The organism is Brevibacillus sp. WF146 (assembly GCF_001673705.2).
Lineage (GTDB): Bacteria > Bacillota > Bacilli > Brevibacillales > Brevibacillaceae > Brevibacillus > Brevibacillus thermoruber.
Genome location: NZ_CP109943.1, coordinates 4057412 through 4082384, shown reverse-complemented (window position 1 = coordinate 4082384; position 24973 = coordinate 4057412). Strand labels below are relative to the sequence as shown.

General features: G+C 58.8%; 28 protein-coding genes. 20 read left to right on the top strand and 8 right to left on the bottom strand.

Features of this window, described 5'->3' with window-relative positions; genetic code table 11:
• Positions 1-101: 101 nt before the first annotated feature.
• Entirely contained in the window at positions 102-932 is an 831-nt protein-coding gene (locus A6764_RS20245) for a copper amine oxidase N-terminal domain-containing protein (RefSeq protein WP_065067723.1), read from the bottom strand.
• Positions 933-1246: 314 nt separating this feature from the next.
• On the opposite strand from A6764_RS20245, the gene A6764_RS20240 reads away from it, so the two are divergent.
• The 5 genes from A6764_RS20240 to A6764_RS20220 all read left to right on the top strand — a co-directional run bounded on the left by A6764_RS20240 (position 1247) and on the right by A6764_RS20220 (position 3753).
• On the top strand, positions 1247-1531 hold the full coding sequence (locus tag A6764_RS20240; RefSeq protein WP_029100732.1) for a DUF4183 domain-containing protein: 285 nt from the start codon (positions 1247-1249) through the stop codon (positions 1529-1531).
• 155 nt (positions 1532-1686) lie between these two features.
• Positions 1687-2091, top strand: a complete 405-nt coding sequence (locus tag A6764_RS20235; RefSeq protein WP_035290389.1) for a DUF4183 domain-containing protein — start codon at positions 1687-1689, stop codon at positions 2089-2091.
• 128 nt (positions 2092-2219) lie between these two features.
• Entirely contained in the window at positions 2220-2633 is a 414-nt protein-coding gene (locus A6764_RS20230) for a BlaI/MecI/CopY family transcriptional regulator (RefSeq protein WP_065067724.1), read from the top strand.
• A gap of 3 nt (positions 2634-2636) precedes the next feature.
• Positions 2637-3287, top strand: a complete 651-nt coding sequence (locus A6764_RS20225) for a M56 family metallopeptidase (protein ID WP_065067725.1) — start codon at positions 2637-2639, stop codon at positions 3285-3287.
• A gap of 58 nt (positions 3288-3345) precedes the next feature.
• Positions 3346-3753, top strand: coding sequence for a DoxX family protein (locus tag A6764_RS20220; RefSeq protein WP_065067726.1), 408 nt, complete (start codon positions 3346-3348; stop codon positions 3751-3753).
• Positions 3754-4087: 334 nt separating this feature from the next.
• On the opposite strand, the gene A6764_RS20215 is transcribed toward A6764_RS20220, so the two are convergent.
• Entirely contained in the window at positions 4088-4753 is a 666-nt protein-coding gene (locus A6764_RS20215) for an MBL fold metallo-hydrolase (protein ID WP_065067727.1), read from the bottom strand.
• The gene (locus A6764_RS20210) at positions 4754-5392 is read right to left on the bottom strand and encodes a TetR/AcrR family transcriptional regulator (protein WP_065067728.1); all 639 of its coding nucleotides are present in this window, start codon (positions 5390-5392) and stop codon (positions 4754-4756) included. It abuts the gene before it with no gap.
• Between the two features lie 257 nt (positions 5393-5649).
• Here A6764_RS20210 and A6764_RS20205 point away from each other — a divergent pair, with 257 nt between their 5' ends.
• The 7 genes from A6764_RS20205 to A6764_RS20175 all read left to right on the top strand — a co-directional run bounded on the left by A6764_RS20205 (position 5650) and on the right by A6764_RS20175 (position 13228).
• A complete protein-coding gene (locus tag A6764_RS20205; protein ID WP_065067729.1) occupies positions 5650-7038 on the top strand; it encodes an L-cystine transporter in 1389 nt (462 codons plus the stop codon).
• A gap of 224 nt (positions 7039-7262) precedes the next feature.
• Positions 7263-8180: a homoserine O-acetyltransferase MetA gene (metA, locus tag A6764_RS20200; RefSeq protein ID WP_065067730.1), complete on the top strand. Its 918-nt coding sequence runs from the start codon at positions 7263-7265 to the stop codon at positions 8178-8180.
• 599 nt (positions 8181-8779) lie between these two features.
• A complete protein-coding gene (gene ltrA, locus A6764_RS20195) occupies positions 8780-10042 on the top strand; it encodes a group II intron reverse transcriptase/maturase (RefSeq protein ID WP_065068426.1) in 1263 nt (420 codons plus the stop codon).
• Between the two features lie 200 nt (positions 10043-10242).
• The gene (locus tag A6764_RS20190) at positions 10243-11127 is read left to right on the top strand and encodes a LysR family transcriptional regulator (RefSeq protein ID WP_029100724.1); all 885 of its coding nucleotides are present in this window, start codon (positions 10243-10245) and stop codon (positions 11125-11127) included.
• A 102-nt stretch (positions 11128-11229) separates the two neighbouring features.
• Complete coding sequence (locus A6764_RS20185; protein ID WP_065067733.1) at positions 11230-11619, top strand: CidA/LrgA family protein; 390 nt, start codon at positions 11230-11232, stop codon at positions 11617-11619.
• On the top strand, positions 11597-12292 hold the full coding sequence (locus A6764_RS20180; RefSeq protein ID WP_065067734.1) for an LrgB family protein: 696 nt from the start codon (positions 11597-11599) through the stop codon (positions 12290-12292). The genes A6764_RS20185 and A6764_RS20180 overlap by 23 nt, the downstream gene beginning before the upstream one ends.
• Before the next feature lie 105 nt (positions 12293-12397).
• Complete coding sequence (locus A6764_RS20175; protein ID WP_065067735.1) at positions 12398-13228, top strand: protein-glutamine gamma-glutamyltransferase; 831 nt, start codon at positions 12398-12400, stop codon at positions 13226-13228.
• Between the two features lie 196 nt (positions 13229-13424).
• Here A6764_RS20175 and solA read toward each other — a convergent pair whose 3' ends face one another.
• Positions 13425-14555, bottom strand: a complete 1131-nt coding sequence (gene solA, locus A6764_RS20170; protein ID WP_065067736.1) for an N-methyl-L-tryptophan oxidase — start codon at positions 14553-14555, stop codon at positions 13425-13427.
• 225 nt (positions 14556-14780) lie between these two features.
• A complete protein-coding gene (locus A6764_RS20165) occupies positions 14781-15506 on the bottom strand; it encodes an ArsR/SmtB family transcription factor (protein ID WP_264622345.1) in 726 nt (241 codons plus the stop codon).
• A 104-nt stretch (positions 15507-15610) separates the two neighbouring features.
• Here A6764_RS20165 and A6764_RS20160 point away from each other — a divergent pair, with 104 nt between their 5' ends.
• A complete protein-coding gene (locus tag A6764_RS20160) occupies positions 15611-16213 on the top strand; it encodes a flavin reductase family protein (RefSeq protein WP_065068419.1) in 603 nt (200 codons plus the stop codon).
• Between the two features lie 126 nt (positions 16214-16339).
• Here A6764_RS20160 and A6764_RS20155 read toward each other — a convergent pair whose 3' ends face one another.
• On the bottom strand, positions 16340-16783 hold the full coding sequence (locus A6764_RS20155; RefSeq protein WP_065068420.1) for an Hsp20/alpha crystallin family protein: 444 nt from the start codon (positions 16781-16783) through the stop codon (positions 16340-16342).
• A gap of 196 nt (positions 16784-16979) precedes the next feature.
• On the opposite strand from A6764_RS20155, the gene A6764_RS20150 reads away from it, so the two are divergent.
• From A6764_RS20150 to motB, 5 genes are all read left to right on the top strand, one after another.
• Positions 16980-17762: an IucA/IucC family C-terminal-domain containing protein gene (locus A6764_RS20150; protein WP_065068421.1), complete on the top strand. Its 783-nt coding sequence runs from the start codon at positions 16980-16982 to the stop codon at positions 17760-17762.
• Between the two features lie 584 nt (positions 17763-18346).
• A complete protein-coding gene (ltrA, locus tag A6764_RS20145; protein ID WP_065068426.1) occupies positions 18347-19609 on the top strand; it encodes a group II intron reverse transcriptase/maturase in 1263 nt (420 codons plus the stop codon).
• 201 nt (positions 19610-19810) lie between these two features.
• Entirely contained in the window at positions 19811-20542 is a 732-nt protein-coding gene (locus A6764_RS20140; RefSeq protein ID WP_029100715.1) for a ZIP family metal transporter, read from the top strand.
• 126 nt (positions 20543-20668) lie between these two features.
• Positions 20669-21472, top strand: coding sequence for a flagellar motor stator protein MotA (gene motA, locus A6764_RS20135; protein ID WP_035299045.1), 804 nt, complete (start codon positions 20669-20671; stop codon positions 21470-21472).
• Positions 21465-22271, top strand: coding sequence for a flagellar motor protein MotB (motB, locus tag A6764_RS20130; protein ID WP_044897081.1), 807 nt, complete (start codon positions 21465-21467; stop codon positions 22269-22271). The genes motA and motB overlap by 8 nt, the downstream gene beginning before the upstream one ends.
• 36 nt (positions 22272-22307) lie before the next feature.
• On the opposite strand, the gene A6764_RS20125 is transcribed toward motB, so the two are convergent.
• Positions 22308-22715 (bottom strand): winged helix-turn-helix transcriptional regulator, encoded by a 408-nt coding sequence (locus A6764_RS20125; protein WP_065067738.1) that lies wholly within the window; start codon positions 22713-22715, stop codon positions 22308-22310.
• A 142-nt stretch (positions 22716-22857) separates the two neighbouring features.
• Here A6764_RS20125 and A6764_RS20120 point away from each other — a divergent pair, with 142 nt between their 5' ends.
• Both A6764_RS20120 and A6764_RS20115 read left to right on the top strand, forming a co-directional pair.
• Entirely contained in the window at positions 22858-23415 is a 558-nt protein-coding gene (locus A6764_RS20120) for a DJ-1/PfpI family protein (protein WP_029100711.1), read from the top strand.
• A 208-nt stretch (positions 23416-23623) separates the two neighbouring features.
• Entirely contained in the window at positions 23624-24433 is an 810-nt protein-coding gene (locus A6764_RS20115) for an alpha/beta hydrolase family protein (protein WP_413541961.1), read from the top strand.
• Positions 24434-24488: 55 nt separating this feature from the next.
• On the opposite strand, the gene A6764_RS20110 is transcribed toward A6764_RS20115, so the two are convergent.
• On the bottom strand, positions 24489-24959 hold the full coding sequence (locus tag A6764_RS20110; RefSeq protein WP_029100708.1) for a low molecular weight protein-tyrosine-phosphatase: 471 nt from the start codon (positions 24957-24959) through the stop codon (positions 24489-24491).
• Positions 24960-24973: the final 14 nt, after the last annotated feature.

Here is a 24973-nt window from a genome sequence, read left to right as displayed (position 1 = left end):
CAGGATTGAATCATGTTCGTCAATTTGCAGATGATTCCCTGGGGGGAGGGCTATGAATCAAACCAAAACCGGACAGCAAAACACTGTCCGGTTTCACGTTGCTAGTCCTGCACGAATTCGATTGACGTTACCTGGAATTGATCCTGCACAAACTGATAGGTGATGTGAAAATGTCCCAAAAAATGTGCGGGTGATATTTGCGCGGGAACCCGGGCAAGGAGCGCGTTTTCCTGCGTTTCATAGATCACAATGCCGCCGATTCCGACGGAGGGGAACCAGGTGGACGGGGCCGCGGGGATTTTGTTTGCGGGGATCACCGTTGTTTTTCCGCCAATCGAAATCTCGACTTGTTCCTTGGCGACCTTGCTCGTCACGTTTTGCTTCACCGTCTCGACCGGATCAGGAACCCTTCGTTCCTCGAATGTATCCGTTTGAAGTACGTGGATGTCCTGTGTCAACGCCCCGGTTCCATATCCTGTCGTCAGAATGATGATCAGCTCGTGTTTTCCGTCACCCGTCAGGTCTCTGGACTCGATCTTCGGCGCGTAGGTCGGGTTTGTAACGTTTTTCCAGTCGGCCAGCTTGAATTGGCCCTTGTGTTCCACGAGCAGCGGAGCATACTGGCCATCTTTTTCTTTCAGGGCATAGAGCGTGGTCTGATCAAGAGGCAAACGGGCGATCGGTTTCGGCCCTTCCGGCTTCCTGACGATCACCGACTTCTGTTCGCTGTCCCATGTCACTTCAGCGCCCATCGCCTCCGACACCGCTCGAACGGGAACCATGACGCGTCCGTTGATGATCTGCGGCGCCACATCCGTTTCGACTTTGTTTCCGTTGACGATCAGCGTGATGGTATCCGTGTTTTTGGCAAGTGCCCAACCGCCGGCAGCTGTCAGTGAGGCGCACAATGCAGCCACTACCCATTTTTTCATCTGAATCAGTCATCCTCTCGCTTGGTTTCCACAAATGAACAATCCCTATTATAGCCATGAACCCCTGCTATTTCCAGATTGCGAGCGGCGTCGTAACGCAGTGTGGCAAGTCTCATGCTGTTGAAAAAGGACCTGTCCACGAGAAGCAGGGCCGAACAAGAGTCCCTGTACGCGGCTTTCAGGAGGCGGCATGTGGTTGCACGGCGAAAATTCCGCGTTTCTCCGATAACGTTTGTCCGTTTCAGAAGAAAGAAAGATAGCATTGTATAGCATTGTGAAAGGATCCTTTCACGATCAAAAAAGGGGGTGAAACCATGCCGATCATCAAGCCGTTTATGACCTCGCTGCGGTTTACGTCCACGATTGGAGCCGGAACGGGTACGGGGGCCACGTTTGCGATTGCCGCAACCGCCTTCAACGACGACACGGGCGCAGCCGCCACGGCGTTTCCGAGTTCGTTTGCTTTCTACAACCTCTACATCAACGGCGTGCTTCAGCCGGGGAATACCTCGACCGTCACCACGACATCCATCACCATTCCGGATGGCGATGCCGAAAACCCCGCTACGCCGGTTATTGTTGAGTTTGTGGTAAACTAGGCACGGGTTGGGGGAAACAGGGCTTACACGAGGGCTGGATTGTATTCGGGTCAGCCCTTTTCTCCTGTTTCAGAAAGGATCAACTCTCAAAGTTCCAGCCTGCCGACAAGCGGGAAAGAGAACAGCAGGGTCATGTTGGAAAAGGAGGTTCACCCATGCATAATCGGGTCAGACATTATGTGGTCACAAGGGACATCAACCCCAAAAATCAGGCGGGGTGCAGTCCGCTGGCGTTGATGGGGCCGTTGGGCTGCCCGCTAATCTTTCCGCGCCAGCCGTCTGCTCCGCAGAGTCCGACGCTGCTGAGAGGCGAAACGTTTCAATATACGGCGATTGCTGACGGTGTAAAAAACGTGTATACCAGCGGAGATGCGGTGCTCCAATTCAGTACATCCGGCATTCTTGATCCCGGCACGTTCACGTTCGCCAGTCTATTTATCAATGGCATACTCCAGCCGCCCAACTCCTATGTGATTCAGCCGGGAATCCTGATCCTGAGCGACGTTCCGGTACAAGGCGCTCCGATTATCATTCAATTTGTGAGAATCATCTCTCAATAATTTCTCCTTTGCCGGGATTGAATCGTAAGCGGAGAGGGCAGGGGAACTTCGTCCTTTCTTTCGCTTTTGGAAATACTTGGCAACTGCGTATCACAGCACTACAATCTGTAGTGGGAGGTTGTACCATCATGAAAATTCTCACCTTCAAATGTCATGAGAGGGGGCTGAACCGGTTCTTCGGACCGCTGGAAGCAAAGGTGATGGATGTGCTGTGGAGCGGTTCGGAAATGAGCATAAAGGACGTCCAGAAAAAGCTGGAGCGGGAGAAACACCTGAATTTCAACACCGTCATGACCGTCATCAACCGTTTGGTGGAGAAGGGGGTCCTGGTGAAGCGAACGGAGGGAAGAACTTCCCTGTACCGTCCGGTGCTGTCGCGGGAGGAATTCATGGAGACGCAATCCAGGGAATTGACGCATGAGCTGATGGATGAGTTTGGTCCGCTGGTGGTCAACCACATGCTCGACGCCTTGGATGAAGTGGATCAGGAACTTCTGGACAAGCTGGAAGAAAAACTGAAGCAGTGGAAAAAGGAAACGTAAGCGATGTGGGAAAAGCGATCAAAGGTGATTGTCAGGCAGATCGTCCTCTCCGCGAGAACCTATAAGCGATTGCGGCATCTTCGGCATGAAGGGCACTGCACCGCGCTCAATCAAGCGTTTTGCGGCAGCAGGGGGGAAGAGGCGATTCTGGTGGTGGAACACCCGGCACCGGTTGCCTTTACGATGGGCATGTGGAAGCCCCGCATTATCCTCTCCACCGGGGTGGTGAAGCTGCTTGACCACAACGAGCTGAAAGCGGTCATCTATCACGAAATATTTCATCAAAAGCATCGGGACCCGGTCAAAACGTTCGTCTTGTCCCTGGTCGCTGCGGTGATGTGGTACCTGCCGATCCTCAAATGGTTCAGACATCACTACAACATCGCCAGGGAAGTGCTGGCGGACCATTACGCGGTGAACCGGCTGGGATCGGGGCAGGACCTGGGAGGCGCCCTGGTCAAAATGCTGAAATACGGACGAACGGCTCCGGTGCAGGCTGCCGTCTCCTTTTCCGACACGTCGATTAACTACCGGATCCTGCGGCTGCTCGACCCGGACATGGACATTCCGTTGAGGCTGCCGTTTGCGCCGACGATGATTTCGGTGCAGGTGCTGCTTTTGCTGTGTTCCCTGTTTCTGATCGAATTCTCCTGAATTTTTTTGGCCGCTTACACTACAGGTTGTAGTTAGAAAATAATGGGAGGAAATGGCGATGGTTCAACAAAACGGATTCGGCTCTTTCATTGTTCGCGTGGTGCTGGGGGTGATCTTTTTTGCGCATGGCCTGCAGAAGTTTCAAGGCGGCCTCGACAAGACGGCAGGGTTCTTTGAAAGCGTCGGCATCCCCGGCTTTCTGGCCTATGTCGTGGCGTTTCTCGAAGGGATCGGCGGCATCTGCCTGGTGCTTGGCCTGGGCACGCGGATCATCGCCGGGGCTTTCGTCGTCATCATGCTGGGCGCGATTGTTACCGTAAAGCTGAAAGGCGGATTTCTCGGCGGGTACGAATTGGACGTGGCCCTGATGGCGATGGGGCTGCACCTGCTGATCAGCGGCAGCCCGGCGCTTGCGCTGGACAACCTGTTCCTTGGGCGGTCCAAGGAAGCGGAGCAGCGGGCGTAGCGATTGCACCGGTGAGACCATGAACGGAGGGGGATGCCCCTCTTCAGACTGTAGGCAAACCGATTGTATCGAAGGAGAAGCATGTTTCCTGGCAGAGCGACTTGTGAGCCCAACCGAGCGGAGCAGCGATTTGCGGGAAAAAGGAGCGCCACCTCTGAATGGGCTGCAAAGCGATGCGGCTTTGGCGATCCCCCGCAAATCGGTGCGTAGCGTGCAGTCTATCTTCCTTGCTGGGCGAGCACGGAGCGGATGCCGGAAACGTGCTTCTCCCCCCAGCAGTCACTTTGTCTACACACTGAGGAGGGGGGATGCCCCTCCTTTTTCTTGCGCGGCTTTACCCGTACATGCGCATATACTCCGCCACCTGCTCCCCGGCCGCAAACACCGGTCCGCTGTGACAAACTTCCAGCCGCCTGGGCATCAACTCCTGCACGATGGCGCTGCTTTTCACCGCTTCCGCCATGTCCGCCGTGAACATCGGCATCGGTCGGCGGAGCTGCCCGTTTTTGGAGGTGAACAGATCGCCGGCGAGCAGCACGCGGTCCTGCTCGTGATAGTAGACGACATGACCGGGAGAGTGGCCGGGGGTCAGATAGGGCTTCAGGCCGGCGATTGGTTCGAGCTGGCCGTCGGGGCTTTCGGCGAGCGGTGCCGCCAGTCCATTGGCGACGTTGCGCTCCGGTTTCTTGCGGCGGGGATACGGAAGCGCCCCTTCCATGTAGGGAATCTCGATGCGGTGTGCGTATACGGGAACCGCGTATCTGTCCAGAATCCCCCTGATCGCCCCCACGTGGTCGGAATGGCCGTGCGTGAGCAGGATGCGCTGCAGCGGCCCGGCGTTCAGGCCGTCGATAAACCGTAAAATGCCGGTGGTCATGAACGGAAGGCCGGCGTCGACCAGCGTGACTCCGTCGTCAGCGGTGACGACCCAGACGCGCACGGGGATCAGCAGCCACGATTTGAGGCTCCAAATGTGCTCGGAGACTTGTTCCACCTTCATCTACGCACCACTTCCTTTTGTCGCGGTTTGGTGAAATCCGGCCAGCATGACTTCCCACGCGAGGTCAAACGTGGGTTCCAGCCGTTTCAGCAGGTGGTCGAGCGGCTCGTCGGAATGGGTGTACGTCCCAATAATCCCGTGCAGGGTAAAGAAATAGATGCGGGTGTAGGCCAGCACCCGGTCATCCGGCGTATCCGGCGGCAGACACGCCCGGACCGCCTGCCTGAGCAGGCCGAACAACCGGTTCCGAAGCTGCTGCACCTCCAGCGCCGGCGTCTCCTCGTCGACACGGGACGCTTTCGCCATGAAAAAAATCGTGTACATGTTCCGGTTCGCGAGACAAAAGCGGACGAATGTGCGGGTGACTGCCTGCAAGCTGTCTGCGGGAGCGAGCGTCCGGTCGCGCAGGACTGCCTCCATCTGCCGATGCAGGGATTGCAGCGGCTCCATGGAGAGATGGTGAAGCAGCGCCTCTTTGTCCTTGAAGTACAGGTAGATGGTCGTGTGGGAGCATCCGGCCTGTTTGGCGATCTCCCGCATGGTCACGGCGTCAAAACCGCGTTTGGCAAACAGCGTGCCGGCCGCCGTCAAAATCGCCCGTCGGGTTTCCTCGGAACGGATTTCCTGTCTGTTCGGCATGGGGACCCTCGCTCCTTTGTCGTGATCCGCTCTATTGTAACCATTGGTTAGTAACCGTTGGTTATAAAATAACCGATGGGAACCTCTGCCGTCAATCCGGTTTCTGCCCATTTCGGACGTTGGCGCGGGCGTTTGGTGATGCGGGTGCATCTGAGGTGCAAACCCCACTTGACCCATCGGTATTTGTGTCATATAAATGTATTGTTCCGCATCGGAACGGAATTCGGAATTCATGCTGGCCAATCGGAGGGAGAATCATGCTGACGTTGTTGTCCATCGTAAACATCGTGTTCATGCTGCTGTTGATGGCCGGATTGTACGCCATGCAGAAGAAGCATGTGTCGTTTTCCAAACGCGTCTTTGCCGCTCTGGGGGCAGGGATCGCATTCGGACTGATCCTGCAGGCTGTTTACGGAATCAAGTCGGACGTACTGCAGACGTCGATCGACTGGTTCAACATTGTGGGGAAAGGCTATGTCAAACTGCTGCAAATGATTGTCATGCCGCTGGTCTTTCTCTCCATTCTGGCTGCCTTTACCAGAATGAAGCTGTCCGCGAACATCGGGAGGATCAGCACGCTGATACTCGGCATCCTGGTGGGCACGACCGCAGTGGCTGCGGCCATCGGGATTGGCTTCACATTCGCGTTTGACCTGGACGGCGTGCAGCTTCAGCAGGGAGAAGCGGAGACCGCGCGCATCGAGCAGGTGGAGCAGAAGCTGGGCGAACTCCAAACCATGACGCTGCCGCAAAAAATCCTGGAGCTACTGCCGGCCAATCCGTTCCTGGATCTCACGGGAGCACGCCCGACGTCGACGATCGCCGTCGTCATCTTTGCCGCGATCATCGGTCTGGCGTTTTTGGGAGTGAAGCGGAAGCATCCCGAACACGCCGAACAATTCGCCGGCATCGTCGATACGTTCTACACGGTCTTGACGAGGGTGGTGACGCTCATTTTGCGCCTGACGCCATACGGCGTGCTGGCCATCATGACACGGGTGGCCGCCACCAGCGACTACGAAGCCATCTGGAACCTGGGAAAATTTGTCGTGGCGTCGTATGCGGCCCTGCTCGTCATGTTTGCCGTTCATTTGCTCCTGCTGGCTCTCGCGGGATTGAATCCGGTCACCTATGTCAAGAAGGCGCTGCCCGTGCTGACATTCGCCTTTACGTCCCGGACCAGCGCGGGTACGCTGCCGCTTAACGTCAAGACGCAGACGGACGAACTGGGCGTGCCGGAGGGAATTGCCAACTTCGCCGGGTCGTTCGGACTGTCCATCGGCCAAAACGGCTGCGCGGGGATCTATCCGGCGATGCTGGCCGTGATGGCGGCTCCGGCTGCTGGAGTCGACCCGCTGACGCCGTCGTTCATTCTGACGCTCATTCTCGTTGTTGCCCTCAGTTCGTTCGGCGTGGCGGGAGTGGGCGGCGGTGCGACATTTGCCGCTCTGATGGTACTGTCGACGATGAATCTGCCGGTGGCGATCGTCGGTTTGCTGATCTCCGTCGAGCCGCTCATCGACATGGGCCGGACGGCTCTCAACGTAAGCGGCAGCATGACGGCGGGCCTGCTCACCAGCAAAGTGACGGGAGAGCTGGATTCCGGCGTGTTCAACGGAACGAAACAGCAGCCGGCGGAGGCGTGACCCGTACACGCCGGTCTGCCGCAAAGAGAAAAGGGAGCCGCGTTTGGGCTCGAACATGGCATCCGCCCCTGACCCGCATGTGGTCAGGGGTTTTTTGCTGCGCAGATTGTCATCATTTTCTTTCCTGGATCCTATGCTGGAAGCAGGAAAGAAAAGTATACTTGTCGAATTTGTCGGATTATTGTCTGGCAGACATCACTGCGACGGACGGAAGGGGGAGAAGCATGCCAATCAAATTGCCTGACGAACTGCCGGCAACGGAGATATTGGCCAATGAAAACATTTTTGTGATGAAGGAGAGCAGGGCCTTTACGCAGGACATTCGGCCGCTGCGCATCGTCATCCTGAACCTGATGCCGGTCAAACAGACGACGGAAACGCAGTTGCTCCGCCTTTTGGGGAACACGCCGCTGCAGGTGGAGATCGTTCTGCTCCATCCCGGCAGCCACACCTCCAAGAACACTTCGGAAGAGCACCTGTCCACGTTTTACAAGACATTTGAAGAGATCAAGGACGAGAAGTTTGACGGCATGATCATCACCGGCGCGCCGGTCGAACAGCTTCCGTTTCACGAGGTCACCTACTGGAAGGAACTGCAGCAGATTCTCGACTGGAAGCTGACCAACGTCACCTCCACGCTGCACATCTGCTGGGGGGCGCAGGCGGGCCTGTACCATCATTTCGGCGTGCACAAGCACCCGCTGCCCGAGAAGCTGTTCGGCGTCTTTGCGCACACGGTGAACAAGCCAAACGTCAAGCTGTTCCGGGGGTTTGACAGCGTGTTCCACATCCCCCACTCGCGTCATACGGAAAATCGGCGGGAGGACATCGAAAAGGTGGCGGAACTGGAGATTCTCTCCGAGTCGGAGGAGGCCGGCGTCTACATCGTGGCCACCAAAGACGGCCGGCAGATCTTCGTCACCGGCCACTCGGAATACGACCAGGGGACGCTGCGGGACGAGTACGAGCGTGACCGCAGCAGGGGCTTGGACATCGCCATCCCCAAACACTATTTCCCCAACGACGATCCGAGCCAGGCGCCGGTGGTAAACTGGCGTGCCCACGCCAACCTGCTGTTTTCCAACTGGCTCAACTACTACGTCTACCAGGAAACGCCGTACGACTGGAACGCCATCCGCTAGCGCCGGAGACGCCAACCATCCGAGCTGATCGGATGGTTTTTTTGCGGTGCGCCCGGCATGGGCGGTAGCTATAGGGTGAAAGTCCCGAACGGGGGTTGGCTGTACCAACCGTTAGCCTAAGGCAAGGGTGTCCGCCGCGAGGCGGAATCTGAAGGAAGCCGGCGGCAAAGTCCCGACCTGAGGTACACGAACCCGATTTGAGGCTGTTGTACTTGGGCGAGCCTGCCGCACAAGGTGAAGCCCCATACAGCCAAAGGGTACAACAGTAAATTGGGCAGGTACATGGGACGAAGGCTACCGCTCTTACCCGGGGAGGTCTGCATGGTACGCCTACTATCGTTGGCAACCGCCTCCGTGAGGGGGCGTTGAACATGCAGAAGTCAGCAGAGGCCATAGTACCCCAATCGGGGACGCCTGAGGGGGAAGGGCCGAACATCAAGTCAGCATATGTCCCAACCTCTTTCGATACGGTGTGTCGAAGCAGAATTCAGAACTGGAACTTCCTCTGGAGAGTAGGGGTGAAGCCCCGAGGGTACAGAGAAGGGCTGAGCATCGTACGGCAAGCTTGGCGACATGTGCGCGGAGGAAGGAGTATCGTTATGGATCTGCTGGAGAAGGTTCTGTCTCGGGACAACCTCACGGCCGCCCTCAAACGAGTGGAAGCCAACAAAGGCGCTGCGGGAGTCGACGGTGTTTCAACTGAACAACTGCGCGACTACCTTCGCCTGCACTGGGCGACCATCCGGTCGCAAATCGAGACGGAAACCTACAAACCGACTCCTGTTCGCAGGGTCGAAATCCCGAAACCTGACGGGGGAATACGGTTGCTAGGCATCCCTACCGTGGTAGATCGCTTCATCCAGCAGGCCATCCTGCAGGTATTGACTCCCATCTTTGACCCAGAATTCTCCGATTCAAGCCTCGGATTCCGCCCGGGTCGCCGCGCTCACAATGCTGTGCAGAGAGCGCAACAGTACATCAAGGAAGGATTCCGGTATGTGGTCGACATCGACCTGGAGAAGTTCTTCGACCGGGTCAACCATGACATCCTGATGAGCCGGGTAGCCCGCAAGGTGAAGGACAAGCGTCTCCTTAAACTAATCCGCGCTTACCTGCAATCCGGAGTTATGGTCAACGGAGTGTGCGTCTCAACGGAAGAGGGTACACCGCAAGGTGGCCCCCTGAGTCCGTTGTTGGCCAACATTCTGCTGGACGACTTGGACAAGGAACTGGAAAGGAGGGGACACCGTTTCTGCCGCTATGCGGACGACTGCAACATCTATGTCCGCACCAAACGCGCGGGGGAACGGGTAAAGGCGAGCGTGGAGCGATACTTGACCAGGGTGCTCAAACTCAAGATAAACCAACAGAAAAGTGCGGTAGATCGGCCGTGCAATCGAAAGTTCCTCGGCTTTAGCTTTGCTCCGGGAAAAGAGGCACGGATACGCCTGCATCCCAAATCGATCATCCGGTTAAAAGAACGAATTCGCCAACTGACCAACCCGCATTGGAGCATCCCTATACAGGAGCGAATTCAAAAACTCAACCAATACCTCATGGGATGGATCGGATATTTTGCGTTGGCTGAGGCGAAAACCCACCTCCTGCGGATTGAGGAATGGATTCGCCGAAGGCTCCGTCTCTGCCTGTGGACGCAATGGAAACGAATCCGTACGCGATACCGCGAACTTCGTTCCCTCGGTCTTCCCCACAGCAAAGCACTGGAGATTGCAAATACCCGCAAGGGTGCATGGCGAACAACCAAATCTCCGCACATTCACAAAGCCCTTGGTATTACCTACTGGCAACAACAAGGGCTCATGAGTTTGGTGCAGCGATATTTCGCACTTCGTCAAGCTTGATGAACCGCCGTATACCGGACGGTATGTACGGTGGTGTGAGAGGACGGGGGTTAGTCGCCCCCTCCTACTCGATCGTGGACAGGCGGCGGGAGTCCCCCCGAAAGCGGGAGACGGACCCGGAGGCGGGAGGATTTCTGCGCGCGCGGACATGTGTGGTAATCTGGAAGGACAGACGAGCTGCGCGAGGAGGAGGCAGAGCCATGGACATCAGGCAGCTTCAGTATTTTGCCGAAGTGGTGAAGCAGCGGAGCTTTACGCGGGCGGCGGAGGTCCTGCACGTCTCCCAGCCGTCCATCAGCAAGATGATCAAAAGCCTGGAAGCGGAGCTCGGGGTGACGCTCCTGGATCGGAGCGACCGGAAGATGGAGCTGACCGACGCGGGCGAGCTGGTGTACGAGCATGCGACCAAGGTGCTTCAGTTGATGGAGAGCCTCACTGCCTCTGTCGCCGAGATGAGAAACCTGCAGCGGGGCAAAGTCAAAATCGGCATGATGCCGACGGTCGGGTCGTTTCTGCTGCCCCATGTGATTGCCCGGTTCAAGCAGGAATACCCCGGCATCGACATGGAGATGAGGGAGTACAGCGCCAAGCGGCTGGAGGTGCAGGTGGAGCAGGGACACATCGACGTCGGGCTGACGGTGCTCCCGGTCAACACGCAATCATTTGCCGCCGTTCCGCTCTCGGCGGAGGACCTGGTTGCCATCGTTCACCGGGAGCATTGGCTTTCCGGCAGGGAGTCGGTCAGTCTGGCGGAACTGAAGGACGAGTCGTTTATCCTGTTCACCGAGGAGTACGCCCTGCACGATGTGGTGCGGCAGGCGTGCAGGCGCTCCGGGTTTGAGCCGCATGTCGCCTACATGAGTTCGCTCTGGGATTTCGTCGGGGAAATGGTCGCGACCCGGCTGGGCATCTCACTGGTTCCCCGTTCCGTAGCCAGGCGGCTCAACAACAGCCTCCTGAAAACCGTCCGCATCTCTTCGCCGCCGATCGACTGGCAGTACGCGCTGATCTACCGCAAGGACGGCTATTTGTCGCACGCGGCGCGGGCGTTTATCGCCTTTGTTCAACAGCACCTCACATCATAACCAACAGGCATCGATTCGATGACGATTATGTATTGTACGAATGGAATCGGGACCGCGTAGAATGAACGTAACCACTTGGCATGTCCGGAGGAGGCGGTCTCGATGAAAAAATGGCTGCAGGCGATGCCGCAACTGCTGCTTCTGCTCCTGTTTTTCTGGTTGGGAAAGGCGGTCGCGGCGCTTTTCCACCTGCACGTGCCCGGCTCCCTGATCGGGCTGCTGCTGCTGTTTCTCGCCCTGCAGGCGGGATGGGTGCGGCTCACGTGGGTGGAAGCGGGAGCGGCGCTGCTCTTTGGCGACATGATCCTGTTCTTCGTGCCGGCTATCGTCGGGATTGTGCAGTACCCGTGGCTGCTGGGCGCAAAGGGGTTGTTGGTGCTTGTCGTCGTGTTGAGCGGAACCGCGCTGGTGATGGCGGCCACCGGTGTCGTATCCGAGCGGCTGCACCGGATGGGGGAGGGGGAGCGGCGTGATTCCGTGGAACGTGTGTAGCTTGCCGCTGACCGTCCTCTTCTACTGGATCAGCAAGCGGCTCAACCGGCGCAGGCCGGGCCTGCTGTTCTCTCCCGCCGTGCTGACCCCGGCGGCGGTGATCGCGGTGCTTGCCGTCACCGGTCTGCCCTACGAGGTATACAGTGAAGCCACCTCCTTTTTAAACGAGATGCTGGGCGTGGTGACGGTGGCGTTTGCCGTCCCTCTGTACCGGAACTGGACGATCCTCGCCGCCAACTGGCGGATCATTGTGTGCAGCCTGGCTGCCGGTTCGCTGGTGTCCATCATCGCCGGCGTCTCGACGGCGATGCTCGTGGGCCTGGGGGAAACGGCGGCAATCAGCGTAATCCCCCGTTCCATCACGATGCCGATCGCCGTCGGCTTGTCGCAGGCGATCGGCGGGGTGCCGTCGCTGACGGCCGTGTTTGGCATGCTGACCAGTTTTGCGGGCGTCTTTATGGCACCGGCGATCATCAAGCACTGCGCTCTCCGCCGGCCCGTGTCGATCGGGCTGATGTACGGCATGGGGGCACATGTGCTGGGCATGGTCAAAGCGTTTGAGCGGGGCGATCTGGAGGGAAGCTCTTCCACGCTTGCCGTGATCGCCGGCGCGCTCATCACCGTGGTGTGGGCGTTTCTCCTGCTGCCGGTGATTCAGACGTGGCTGGCCTAGCGGGAATGCGCACCTCGACGCGGGATCCGAAGCGGAGATGGGGGTGATATTCCCCGCCTCGTCGCATAGACATTTACAAGGATCCGGTTAGGGAGAGGTGATAGCATGATTACAATCGCGGGTTCACCGGTCGATCCGTCCGATCTGCTGGGAGCGTGGTCGTTATCCGGGGGACAGCGGGATGTTGTGAAGGCCATGGCGCGCAGTCGGGACGTGTACGCGTATCCCTCGGCCCAGGTGCTGCGGTTTGAACTGAAGCTGCGCGACCGGCTGGTGAAATCGGCCGTGGCGCTTGCCCACAGCGGGCTGGCATTCGCCACTTTCGAACGGACGAGGTGCAACGAGGAGTTTTGGATGAAAACCGAGTACGGCGGGTGCCTTCTCCGGGAAAACGTGCCGCCGTCCGTCGCCATCGAGGATATTTTCCGCCGCGGCCGGGCATATGCGCTGGAGTGCGCCACGGCGATGGTGGTCGTGATCTACTACGCCGTGCTGCAGTCGATTCGGCGGTCCGACTTTGACCGGCTGTTTTCCGGAATGCTCCTGTACGATTGGCGGTACGACCAGGACCTGCGGTTGGCAACGGTACAGACGACGTCCTTCCTGCCGGGGGACATTGTGTATTTTGAAAACCCCGACTTCAATCCGAACACACCGGAGTGGCAGGGAGAAAACGCGGTGGTGCTGGGAGGGGGCGAGTACTACGGTCACGGCATCGGCATCGGTACGGCCGAGATGATTCTCCACCATCTCAACCGGCAGCGGAGACCGGGAGCCACCCGGTCCGCCTACCTGACTGATCGGGCGACGCGGCCCGGGTTTGCGTATTTGTCCCAGTTTGAGGGCAGCTCGTTCGCCCAGGCTTCACACGCGGAGCCGCTGCCGACATGGGAGCGGATCATCGCCCGGATCGGCTCGTCCGTCTGGGAGGCGTAGCGGAACGGGGGATCGCCAAAGTCGTATCGCTGCGCAGCCTATGTCAAGGTGGCGCTCTTTTTCCCGCACATCGTTGCTCCGCTCGGTAGGGCTCACAAGTCGCTCTGGCAGGAAACAATGCTTCTCCTTCGATCCAATCGGTTTGCTCAATCTGGCAGCCTCGCCCCTGACAGGGCGAGGCTGTTTGCGCGATCGATTAGAAACGGGTCACCGCAAACAGAGACAGGTCGATTTCCGCTTTCCCCCGGGTGATCAACTGGCTGGCCGCTTCTCCCACGGCGCTGGCGAATTTGAACCCGTGGCCGGAAAAACCGGCGGCGATGACGATATGGGGATATTCGGGATGACGATCGATGATGAAGTGTTCGTCGGGCGTATAGGTGTACAGGCAGACCTTGCCCTGGCGGAGCGGCCCGGCGGCCTGGGGCATAAACCGTTCCAGGAACGACCGCGTATCCGCTTCGTCCGAGGGATAAAGGCCAAACGTCCGGTCCAGCAGGTCCGGGTCGGCCGGCTGCCCGCCGTCGTGCCGCCCCACCTTGACCCCCGCGCCGTCCAGGCTGGGAAAGCCGTAAAACATCGAATCGGCCAGTGTGAAAAGAAAGGCCGGAAAGCGATCGGCGCTGTAGAGATGCTCGTCCGCGGCAAACCAGGAGACGGTTTTGCGGGTGGGGGTGAGCGGCAGGGAGAGGCCGAGCGATGCCAGCAGCCCGGCGTTCCAGGCGCCGGCGCTGATCAGCAGCGTACTCCCGCTGTAGGTGCCCGTCTGCGTTTGCACGATCGCACCGTCCCGCTCCGCCCGAATGCCGGTCACCCGCTCGCCGGTGCGCAGCTCCGCGCCGCAGGCCAGCGCCCGGCTGCGGTAGGCGCGGATGCACTCTTCGCTGTAGAGAACGCCCGATGTCGGTTCAAAACAGCCGAGAAACTCCGCGGGCAGACGGATGCCCGGCCAGCGCCGCCCGACTTCCGCCGCGTCCAGCACCTCCAGCGGCAGCGAGTATTGCGCCGCACTCTCCTGCACCTCCCGCAAGAACGGCGCGTCCGCCAGCCCCGCGCTGAGGACGCCTGTCTGCACGAACAGGCGCTTTCCCGTTTCTTCGGCCAGCTCGCTCCACAGCTCTTTGGCCCTGAGCGCCAGCGGCACGTACAGCCTGCCTTCTCCGTACGCGTACCGGATGATCCGGGTATCCCCGTGATGGCTCCCCCATTGGTGAGGCGGATCGCCGGAATCCAGAAGCAGCGTTTTCATCCCCTGCCGGGCCAGGTAATACCCCGCGGCCATGCCCATTGAACCGGCTCCGATGACAATCGCGTCGTAGTGTCGCACGATGGGTTCCTCCTTTTTCCGTTACCCTGTTCCGTTTTTCCTTGTCTCTCTTGCGTTTGTTCCATTATCCTACAGAAGCGCGCGCAGGTCGAGCTCCCTTTTCGCCCCCCGAATACCTGGTTTACCCGTGGGGAGAGGCGGGGGTAAAAAAGCAGATCGATACTGATATCGACAAAACGGGGGACAGGTTCAAGGCGCAGCATGGAGCGGCAAACGGGCGGAACGCTACGATTCCCGCCCGTTTTCGTCTGTGTCGGGGGAAACGCCAAAGGCGTCGTGCAATCCCGTTCGTCCCGCTTCGGTCAGGATGACGGCGCGGGAGGAAGGATGCCGTCTCAGCCAGCCCAGTTCGAACAGGCGGGCGGTCAAGGCGGCGCCGAGCGCCCCGGCGAGGTGGTGGCGCCGTTCCATCCAGTCCAGACAGGGGCGGGCGAACGCGCGGCGGCTTCGTCTGAGGGCAGGGATGTCCAGCCCGAAGGCGGCCAGCGCCTCCTCGCCAGCGGGGGTCAACTCCCACTTCCCCGCTGCGGAGGGAGCGTTGAGTCGCGTCAGCCAGCCGCGGTGGGTCAACTGCTCGGCAAGCCGGACGCCAACCCGGCCGGCCAGGTGGTCGTAGCAGGTGCGGGCAAAGCGCAGCGCCTTCCGCTCCTCCGACTCGCGCAGCGAACGGACCGGACCGGGCGGGGAGAGGATCAAGAGCCCCTCCAACGCCTGAGCCACTTCGGGACCGCGCAGCCGGTAGTAGCGGTGCCGTCCGTGCGTCTCCAGAGCGAGCAGGCCGCCGGCCACGAGCTTCCCCAGATGGGCGCTGGCCGTCTGCGGCGAAATGCGTGCCCGGCGGGCCAGTTCGCCGGCCGGCAGGGCGCGTCCGTCCATCAACTGGAGCAGCATGGCCGCGCGGGACGGGTCGCCGATCAGAGAAGCGGTCTGTGCAAAGCCGGTGTGGGTCATCGAAAGAACACCTCCGTGTGCAGGCATACTTCGATCGTAGTGGAAATAACTGTCGTTTACAATGGGGCCGAACGATCTCGCAGTACAGGGAGGCCGAACCCACCATGATCCATCACGTCACCATCCAACCCAAGATTCTTTACTACGGAACGCCTGTCATCCTGCTGACCACGTTAAACGAAGATGGCAGCACCAACATCAGCCCGATCTCCTCCTCGTGGGCGCTGGGCCGTTACGTGGTGCTGGGCATCGGAAGCGGGTCGAAAGGATTGGACAATCTCAAGCGGCATCCGGAATGCGTGCTGAACATCCCCGAGGCGGCAATGTGGCGGCAGGTGGAAGCGCTCGCGCCGCTGACCGGGCGGGACCCGGTGCCGGACTACAAACAGGCGCTGGGCTTTCGCCACGAAAAGCGGAAGTTTGCCGCCGCAGGCCTGACCGCCCAGCCTGCCGAGACGGTGGCGCCGGAGCGGATTGCCGAATGCCCGCTGCAGGTGGAAGCGGCGGTTCGCCATATCCGCACCCCCGAGTACGACGGGTTTTTTGCCATCGTCGAGACGGAGGTGCTGCGCGTCCACGCCCGGGAGGACATCGTCCTGGGGCGGCACCATGTCAACCCGAACGCCTGGAATCCGCTGATCTACAACTTCCGCCACTATTTCGGGCTGAGTCCGGAACTGGGGAAAACGTACCGGTCGGAGACGTAAAGTAAGGAAGGGACTCCGGACATCAAGTCCTCCGGTGAACAGTTCTCTGCTGCCGCCGGACCAGAGCGCCTGGCCCAAAAACAACGCCTCCCTGTGCGGGGAGGCGTTGTTCCATGCTGCCGGGACCTAGTGAAACTCCACGTCAATGCGCCGCTTCTCATCCGGATGCGCCTTGGGGATGCGCACTTCCAGGACGCCGTTTTTGTAGGTGGCTTTTACCCCTTCCGAAGAGACACGGGCAGGGAGCGTGACGGAGCGGGAAAAGCGGCCGGAGAACCGCTCCTGCCGGTGCATCCGGTCTTCCTTCACCTCGTTGACCTTGTTGATGCTGCCGGTTATGGTCAGGACGTTGTTCTCGATATCGATCTGCACGTCTTCCTTTTTTTCCAGACCGGGAATGTCACACGTCGCGACCACTTCCGTATCCGTCTCGTACACGTCGATGCGGGGAGTGGACAGGAACCCCTCCGTGCCGGTAAGGAGGCCAGGCAATCCGGTGGTAAAGAAGCGGTCCAGCTCCCGCCGCACGTTCTCCAGATGGCGAAATGGTTCATAGGGAATCAGTGACATAACAGCCCTCCTTTTCGTGGTTACACTGTTATTTTGGCGGTACATGGAAATCGTATGCATCGGTTGTGCCGATTTCGACGCTGTGGCCTTGTGTCGGAAGAGAGGGAGTCTTATAATGGAAATCAGCACAAGGATGATAATGAAAATCATTGTAGTTGAACATACTGCAAGGAGAGAACACGAAAGGAAGTCGCCCATGTCCTCCGAATTGAACGTGTCCGTCTTGGAACAAACATACCGCCTCTCGATCGCAGGGGAAGTGACGGCGCCGCTGGTGTTTGCCGCAGACGGTCTCCTGCGGAAAGAGACCGTCAAGCCGTTTTTGCGCCAGGTGGGCGAGCAGATCGGTTCCCCCACGGCCGTGGTGACGGCGTCCATCTTCTTCAAACGCTTCCTGACCGTGATTTGCGGCGGCTTGTACGCCATGTCTGTCCATTCGGCCGGGCTCGATTTGTCGCTGGGCAACGTTCTCTTGACCGCTGAGAAAAACTGGGCCCTTCCCCGGTTTGTCCTGCGCGACGGGAGTGTCAGCACTCCCGGCGGCCCGGGGCGGGACGTCTGGCGGGAACAGGTGCTGCGCCGCTTTTTTGCGGAAACGGTTCACCCGCTGATCGCGACCCTGTCTGCGGTTACCGGCATACACGCGAACGTTTTGTGGGCGCATACCGCCTACATCGTGCACTACTATTACGAGGACTGGCAGCAGCGGGACGAGCTGTCTGCGCTTCGCGGGCAGCTTGCCGCCGATTTCCGTTTTCTTTGCCGCGAGGCCGGGCCGGACCTGTTCGGCCTGACAACAGGCAATCCGCTTGACACCAGCTTTACCGTCGTCTCCCATCCCAAGCAGCCGGACCGGCCGATCCGCATCCGCCGCCAATGCTGCTTCCAGTACCGCCTGGCGGGAGGCCGGTGCTGCTACACATGCCCGCTTCTGAACGAAGAAAAGCGGACGGAACAGATACTCGCTCTCGGACACTGACAGCGCCGTTTTGGACGGCGCTGTTTTTGCGGTGCGCCCGGCATGGGCGGTAGCTATAGGGTGAAAGTCCCGAACGGGGGTTGGCTGTACCAACCGTTAGCCTAAGGCAAGGGTGTCCGCCGCGAGGCGGAATCTGAAGGAAGCCGGCGGCAAAGTCCCGACCTGAGGTACACGAACCCGATTTGAGGCTGTTGTACTTGGGCGAGCCTGCCGCACAAGGTGAAGCCCCATACAGCCAAAGGGTACAACAGTAAATTGGGCAGGTACATGGGACGAAGGCTACCGCTCTTACCCGGGGAGGTCTGCATGGTACGCCTACTATCGTTGGCAACCGCCTCCGTGAGGGGGCGTTGAACATGCAGAAGTCAGCAGAGGCCATAGTACCCCAATCGGGGACGCCTGAGGGGGAAGGGCCGAACATCAAGTCAGCATATGTCCCAACCTCTTTCGATACGGTGTGTCGAAGCAGAATTCAGAACTGGAACTTCCTCTGGAGAGTAGGGGTGAAGCCCCGAGGGTACAGAGAAGGGCTGAGCATCGTACGGCAAGCTTGGCGACATGTGCGCGGAGGAAGGAGTATCGTTATGGATCTGCTGGAGAAGGTTCTGTCTCGGGACAACCTCACGGCCGCCCTCAAACGAGTGGAAGCCAACAAAGGCGCTGCGGGAGTCGACGGTGTTTCAACTGAACAACTGCGCGACTACCTTCGCCTGCACTGGGCGACCATCCGGTCGCAAATCGAGACGGAAACCTACAAACCGACTCCTGTTCGCAGGGTCGAAATCCCGAAACCTGACGGGGGAATACGGTTGCTAGGCATCCCTACCGTGGTAGATCGCTTCATCCAGCAGGCCATCCTGCAGGTATTGACTCCCATCTTTGACCCAGAATTCTCCGATTCAAGCCTCGGATTCCGCCCGGGTCGCCGCGCTCACAATGCTGTGCAGAGAGCGCAACAGTACATCAAGGAAGGATTCCGGTATGTGGTCGACATCGACCTGGAGAAGTTCTTCGACCGGGTCAACCATGACATCCTGATGAGCCGGGTAGCCCGCAAGGTGAAGGACAAGCGTCTCCTTAAACTAATCCGCGCTTACCTGCAATCCGGAGTTATGGTCAACGGAGTGTGCGTCTCAACGGAAGAGGGTACACCGCAAGGTGGCCCCCTGAGTCCGTTGTTGGCCAACATTCTGCTGGACGACTTGGACAAGGAACTGGAAAGGAGGGGACACCGTTTCTGCCGCTATGCGGACGACTGCAACATCTATGTCCGCACCAAACGCGCGGGGGAACGGGTAAAGGCGAGCGTGGAGCGATACTTGACCAGGGTGCTCAAACTCAAGATAAACCAACAGAAAAGTGCGGTAGATCGGCCGTGCAATCGAAAGTTCCTCGGCTTTAGCTTTGCTCCGGGAAAAGAGGCACGGATACGCCTGCATCCCAAATCGATCATCCGGTTAAAAGAACGAATTCGCCAACTGACCAACCCGCATTGGAGCATCCCTATACAGGAGCGAATTCAAAAACTCAACCAATACCTCATGGGATGGATCGGATATTTTGCGTTGGCTGAGGCGAAAACCCACCTCCTGCGGATTGAGGAATGGATTCGCCGAAGGCTCCGTCTCTGCCTGTGGACGCAATGGAAACGAATCCGTACGCGATACCGCGAACTTCGTTCCCTCGGTCTTCCCCACAGCAAAGCACTGGAGATTGCAAATACCCGCAAGGGTGCATGGCGAACAACCAAATCTCCGCACATTCACAAAGCCCTTGGTATTACCTACTGGCAACAACAAGGGCTCATGAGTTTGGTGCAGCGATATTTCGCACTTCGTCAAGCTTGATGAACCGCCGTATACCGGACGGTATGTACGGTGGTGTGAGAGGACGGGGGTTAGTCGCCCCCTCCTACTCGATTGCAGGCGGAAAAGAGGGGATCCGGGAGTCCGGCGCCCGGGATCGACGGACACCTGCCTGTTTCCTTCCTGTCCGCTCTCCGTGGTATCATGTGGGTATCGTCGACACGAAGCGCTGGAGGAGTGGGAATGGAACAACTGGTCATCGGGAGTCTGCTGTCGGCGTTGGCCACGGGCGCAGGAGCCTTGCCGATTCTCTTTTTTAAAACGGTGACGCACCGCTGGCGGGATATCTTGCTTGCCTTTACAGCGGGCATCATGATGGCGGCAGCCACCTTCAGTCTCATTCCGCAGGCGCTGGCGGAAGAGCGGTTTGTCGTCGTCTGTCTCGGCGTGTTGACCGGAACGCTTGTGCTGACCGTGCTGGAAAGCGTCATTCCGCACATCGATCTGGAACACACGCGGGTCAACATCTCGATGGATACACAGGCGGTGTTGATTCTGTCGGCCATCACGCTGCACAACATACCGGAGGGGCTCTCCGTAGGGGTGAGCTACTCCGCCGAGCAGACCGGACTGGGCGGGCTGATCGCCTTTGCGATCGGGGTGCAAAACGCCCCGGAGGGCTTCCTCGTCGCCCTGTTTCTGATCAATCAGCGGGTAAGCCGCTTCAAGGCGTTCCTGCTCGCTACGCTGACCGGCTCGGTGGAGGTCGTCTCCGCCTTGGTCGGCTACCACCTGACGGCGGTTGTGGAGGGACTGGTCCCCTACGGCCTGTCGTTTGCCGCCGGCGCGATGCTGTTTATCGTGTACAAGGAACTGATTCCCGAGAGTCACGGCGACGGGCACGAGCGGTCGGCCACCTTTTCGTTTATTCTCGGCCTCCTGGTCATGATCGGGCTGATTCAGTGGTTTGGCTGAGCGGTTTGGCTCCGTGCCGTCACAAAGAGTTTCGATTTTTCCTCAACTTCCTCTCACAACCCGGAGCGGAAATACCGAAACCATATATAGAGAGATTTTTGATTACGGGAAGTAGGGAGTGTCACCATGGAAAAGTCGACCTTGATCGGTATTGTACTAGGCATCCTCGCAGTAGGTGTCGGGATGGTGCTGAAACACGCCAGCCTGACATCGTTGATCAATCCGGCAGCGTTTATGATCATTATCGTGGGTACGGCTGCCTCCGTGTTCAACGCGTTCCCCCTGTCGGAAATCAAACGGATTCCGGCGTTGTTTCGCGTACTGTTTACCGAACAAAAGCTGCCGTCCAAGCGGGAGCTGATTGACCAGTTCATGAACTGGGCCTCCATCGCCCGCCGCGAAGGCCTGCTGGCGCTGGAGAACACCTCCGACGAGATTGAAGATCCGTTCCTGCGAAACGGCATGAAGATGATCATCGACGGCGGCGAACCGGAGTTTGTCCGCGACGTGCTCAATGAAGAAATCCACTCGATCGAGGAGCGCCATCAAGCGGGCGCGCAAATTTTTTCCCAGGCGGGCAGCTACGCCCCGACACTCGGGGTATTGGGGGCGGTGGTCGGCCTGATCGCCGCACTGGGCAACATGAGTGATGTCAATGCGCTGGGGCAGTCCATCGCGGCGGCGTTCGTCGCTACCCTGCTCGGGATTTTTACGGGGTACGTGCTGTGGCACCCGTTCTCCAACAAGCTGAAGCGCAAATCCAAGCAGGAAATCGAGATCAAGAAGATCATGGTGGAAGGGCTGCTCTCCATTCAGGCGGGCGTGTCGCCGGCGGCCATCGAGCAAAAGCTCCTGGTCTACATCCCGACCCAGGAACGCGTGGGGGCGAAGGATGAGAAGAAGGAGGAGGAGGCCGTGGTAAATGGCTAGACGACAAAAACGTCAGGCTCACCACGAGGAGCACATGGACGAGACCTGGCTGATTCCGTATGCAGACCTGCTGACGCTTTTGCTCGCGCTGTTCATCGTCCTGTTTGCGTCCAGCAAGCTGGATGCGCAGAAATTCGACCAACTGGTCCGCTCCTTCAACGTCGCGCTGAACGGCGGGCTGAGCGTGCTGAACCAGCCGAGCCCGGTGCCGCTCGATCCGACCCTCGCCCAGCAGACCCTGCACAAGGGGCAGCAGGCGGAACGGGAAAAGACGGAAGAAGAGCGGAAGCTGGAAGAGGCCATTCGCAAGGAAACGGAAGACTTGAAAAAGCTGCAGCAGCAGATGGAAGGATACATCATCAGCAACAAGCTGGAAGACAAGCTCCAGACCAGGATGACGGAAGAAGGGCTTTTGATCACCATCCTGGACAACGCGCTGTTTGATTCGGGCAAGGCCGACCTCAAGCCGGAAGCGCGGAAGCTGGCGACGGAACTGGCGGCGATGCTGGTGCCCCACCCCAAAAAGGTGACGGTCACCGGACATACGGACAACGTCCCGATTCACCGTCCGGAGTTTCCCTCCAACTGGGACTTGAGCGTCAAACGGGCGGTCAACTTTTTGAAGGTCCTATTGGAAAACAAGCAGCTCGACCCGGCCAAGTTCAGCGCGACCGGCATGGGCGAGTACCATCCGGTGGCCAGCAACGCGACGCCGGAAGGGCGGGCCAAAAACAGGCGGGTGGAAGTGGCCATTTTGCGCGACCTGGCGGCACCGCCGAAAAACAGCGTGCAGCCATAATCGTAAGGAAAGGCAAAGGGATAGCGCGGCAAGCGGCTATCCCTTTTTTGACGGCTCTTCGGCTTCCGGTTCAGCGAGGCCCATCTCTTTTTTGATTGCGGCCATTCGTTTTTCCCCCCATTCGTACATCATCTGAATAATGGGCAGCAGGGTCATCCCCAGCTCCGTCAAGGAATACTCCACACGCGGAGGCACTTCCGGGTAGACTTCCCGATGAACGATGCCGTCCTCGATCAATTCTTTCAATTGGCTGGTCAGCATCTTGTGGGTAATTTTGGGGAACAGCCGCTGCAGTTCGCTGAAGCGGTGCGGCCCTTCCACTCCGAGATGCCACAGGATGACGATTTTCCACTTGCCGCTGATGATGGACAGCGTCAGTTCCTTCTCGCAGTTGAAATCTCCGTTTCGGATTTTCTCCCGAATTTCTTTTCGAATGTCAGACATGCCCTTCTCCTTGCTCGCTTGTATTTCGTCAAAAGTACCCTTTTCGTAACTATCGCACGAAAAAGTGCATGCTTCCAAAGGATGGCGTACATGACTATAATATTTTCTGTCACATAACCCATTGTAAAGGAGTGGCGCAAGAATGTCGAAAAAAGTGCTGATCCTGACCGGCGACGCCGTGGAAGCACTGGAAGTGTATTACCCGTATTATCGATGCCTGGAGGAAGGATTTGAGGTAACGATCGCTTCCCCTACGGATAAAAAGGTACTCCATACCGTCGTGCACGACTTTGAAGACTGGCAGACGTTTACGGAAAAACGGGGCTACCAGGTGGAAGCCCACGCTTCGTTTGAACAGATCAACCCCGAAGAATACGACGCGCTGATCATTCCGGGTGGGCGCGCTCCGGAACACATCCGGATGCACAAGGATTTTCCCCGCATCGCCCGCCATTTCTTCCAACAGGATAAGCCGATCATGATTCTGTGTCACGCCAGCGTGGCCTTGACGGTGATCGCTGACGAGATCAAGGGACGGAAGATGACCGCCTACATGGCGTGCCGTCCGGAGGTGGAGGCAGCGGGGGCGACCTACGTGGAAACCCGCTTCCATGTGGACCGCAACCTGATTTCCGGCCATGCCTGGAACGATCTGCCGCAGTTGATGAAGGAGTTCATCAAACAGGTACAAGCTTCCTGATTGACAGACAGGACGAACAAGAAGGGACAGCGTCAGAAACACGCTGTCCTTTTTTTGCTGCAGGAATCAGGTGGACCTTTTCACGGTAAAAACACAGGCGGCCGCCAAGCGACGAGGGAGACGGGTCGGCCGTCTCTTGACAAAGGGAGAAGAACACGACATAATACTAAGTAAATTTATCGGATTAATAAGTATAGAGGGGATGCGTGTGGAACAAACGGTGCGGATTCCCGGCGGAGGCTATTCCCTGGCCGCCACCATCCATGTGCCGGAACAATCCGAAGCAGCAGGCCATTTCTCCCGAATCACCGTCTTGATCTGCCACGGCTTCGTCGGCAGCCGGATCGGTGTGGACCGCTTGTTTGTCAAAGCCGCGCGGAACATGGCCGCGCATGGCTTCAACGTGGTACGGTTCGACTACGCCGGATGCGGCGAGAGCGAGGGTGAATACGGTGCGGGCGGGATGGATGCGCTGCTGCGGCAGACACGGGATGTCCTGGAGCATGTGAGGAACATGGAATCGGGCGCTCCCGGCAAGCTGATTCTGCTCGGGCACAGCCTGGGCGGCGCCGTTTCGCTCTTGACCGCGGCCCGGGACAGCCGGGTGGACGGATTGGTGCTGTGGGCGCCGGTTCTCCGCCCGTTTGAGGACATCGTCCGCATTGTCGGAGAGGAATCCTACCGGGAGGCGCTCCAGTACGGCCAGACCGACCATCGCGGGTACGTGCTGCGGGATACGTTTTTCCAGTCGCTGCGGGGGTACGAACCGCTGCGGGAGGCGAAGCGGTTTACAGGAGACGTGCTGCTCCTGCACGGCAACCGCGACGAGGTCATCCCGGTCGATTCCGTCTTTCACTATGAACGGGAGCTGCGCCTGCGGCAGACGGGGCGCTGCGAGACAGAGGTCATCGTCCGCGGCGATCATACGTTTTCCGCCCACGACGCGTATCAGCGCCTGATCAGCCGAACGACCGCGTGGTTGGCACAACAGGCGGGGAACGAGACGGTGGCGGTGTGACGCGGAGGACGGATCATCCGAGCATATAGATTTGTGGCTATAAGGCAAAAGCCCCTCACGCAGAGGGGCTTTCGTTTGCCTTGATATGATCGAGCAGGCCGCGGCAGCCCGCCTCCACCAACTGGTAGACGTAGTCGAACCGGCCGGTGTAATACGGGTCTTCCACGTCGCTCTCCGGCAGGTGCGGCGCGAAGTCCAGCAGGCGGTAAACAGCTTTGCCGGGCGGGGCCATGCGCTTCAGCGCGGACAGGTTTTCCTCGTCCATGCAGACGATGTAGTCAAATTCGGAAAAATCCACCGGCGTGATCTGACGGGCCCGCAGGGTGTCGTGCGGGATGCCCTTTTCGCTCAGGACTTTGCGCGTGCCGGCGTGCGGCGGCTCACCGGCGTGCCATCCGCCGATGCCTGCCGAATCGATGGCGATTCGCTCCGCCAGCCCTTCCTCCTCCACCAGCCGGCGGAAGACGGCTTCCGCCATCGGCGAGCGGCAGATGTTGCCGAGACAGACAAACAAGACTCGAATCATGGACAAGCTCCTTT

Bases quoted from the DNA above. Each gene is read 5' to 3' on its own strand.
- A6764_RS20245 (WP_065067723.1), bottom strand. From the start codon at position 932: ATGAAAAAATGGGTAGTGGCTGCATTGTGCGCCTCACTGACAGCTGCC.
- A6764_RS20240 (WP_029100732.1), top strand. From the start codon at position 1,247: ATGCCGATCATCAAGCCGTTTATGACCTCGCTGCGGTTTACGTCCACG.
- A6764_RS20235 (WP_035290389.1), top strand. From the start codon at position 1,687: ATGCATAATCGGGTCAGACATTATGTGGTCACAAGGGACATCAACCCC.
- A6764_RS20230 (WP_065067724.1), top strand. From the start codon at position 2,220: ATGAAAATTCTCACCTTCAAATGTCATGAGAGGGGGCTGAACCGGTTC.
- A6764_RS20225 (WP_065067725.1), top strand. From the start codon at position 2,637: ATGTGGGAAAAGCGATCAAAGGTGATTGTCAGGCAGATCGTCCTCTCC.
- A6764_RS20220 (WP_065067726.1), top strand. From the start codon at position 3,346: ATGGTTCAACAAAACGGATTCGGCTCTTTCATTGTTCGCGTGGTGCTG.
- A6764_RS20215 (WP_065067727.1), bottom strand. From the start codon at position 4,753: ATGAAGGTGGAACAAGTCTCCGAGCACATTTGGAGCCTCAAATCGTGG.
- A6764_RS20210 (WP_065067728.1), bottom strand. From the start codon at position 5,392: ATGCCGAACAGACAGGAAATCCGTTCCGAGGAAACCCGACGGGCGATT.
- A6764_RS20205 (WP_065067729.1), top strand. From the start codon at position 5,650: ATGCTGACGTTGTTGTCCATCGTAAACATCGTGTTCATGCTGCTGTTG.
- metA (WP_065067730.1), top strand. From the start codon at position 7,263: ATGCCAATCAAATTGCCTGACGAACTGCCGGCAACGGAGATATTGGCC.
- ltrA (WP_065068426.1), top strand. From the start codon at position 8,780: ATGGATCTGCTGGAGAAGGTTCTGTCTCGGGACAACCTCACGGCCGCC.
- A6764_RS20190 (WP_029100724.1), top strand. From the start codon at position 10,243: ATGGACATCAGGCAGCTTCAGTATTTTGCCGAAGTGGTGAAGCAGCGG.
- A6764_RS20185 (WP_065067733.1), top strand. From the start codon at position 11,230: ATGAAAAAATGGCTGCAGGCGATGCCGCAACTGCTGCTTCTGCTCCTG.
- A6764_RS20175 (WP_065067735.1), top strand. From the start codon at position 12,398: ATGATTACAATCGCGGGTTCACCGGTCGATCCGTCCGATCTGCTGGGA.
- A6764_RS20165 (WP_264622345.1), bottom strand. From the start codon at position 15,506: ATGACCCACACCGGCTTTGCACAGACCGCTTCTCTGATCGGCGACCCG.
- A6764_RS20160 (WP_065068419.1), top strand. From the start codon at position 15,611: ATGATCCATCACGTCACCATCCAACCCAAGATTCTTTACTACGGAACG.
- A6764_RS20155 (WP_065068420.1), bottom strand. From the start codon at position 16,783: ATGTCACTGATTCCCTATGAACCATTTCGCCATCTGGAGAACGTGCGG.
- A6764_RS20150 (WP_065068421.1), top strand. From the start codon at position 16,980: ATGTCCTCCGAATTGAACGTGTCCGTCTTGGAACAAACATACCGCCTC.
- ltrA (WP_065068426.1), top strand. From the start codon at position 18,347: ATGGATCTGCTGGAGAAGGTTCTGTCTCGGGACAACCTCACGGCCGCC.
- A6764_RS20140 (WP_029100715.1), top strand. From the start codon at position 19,811: ATGGAACAACTGGTCATCGGGAGTCTGCTGTCGGCGTTGGCCACGGGC.
- motA (WP_035299045.1), top strand. From the start codon at position 20,669: ATGGAAAAGTCGACCTTGATCGGTATTGTACTAGGCATCCTCGCAGTA.
- motB (WP_044897081.1), top strand. From the start codon at position 21,465: ATGGCTAGACGACAAAAACGTCAGGCTCACCACGAGGAGCACATGGAC.
- A6764_RS20125 (WP_065067738.1), bottom strand. From the start codon at position 22,715: ATGTCTGACATTCGAAAAGAAATTCGGGAGAAAATCCGAAACGGAGAT.
- A6764_RS20120 (WP_029100711.1), top strand. From the start codon at position 22,858: ATGTCGAAAAAAGTGCTGATCCTGACCGGCGACGCCGTGGAAGCACTG.
- A6764_RS20110 (WP_029100708.1), bottom strand. From the start codon at position 24,959: ATGATTCGAGTCTTGTTTGTCTGTCTCGGCAACATCTGCCGCTCGCCG.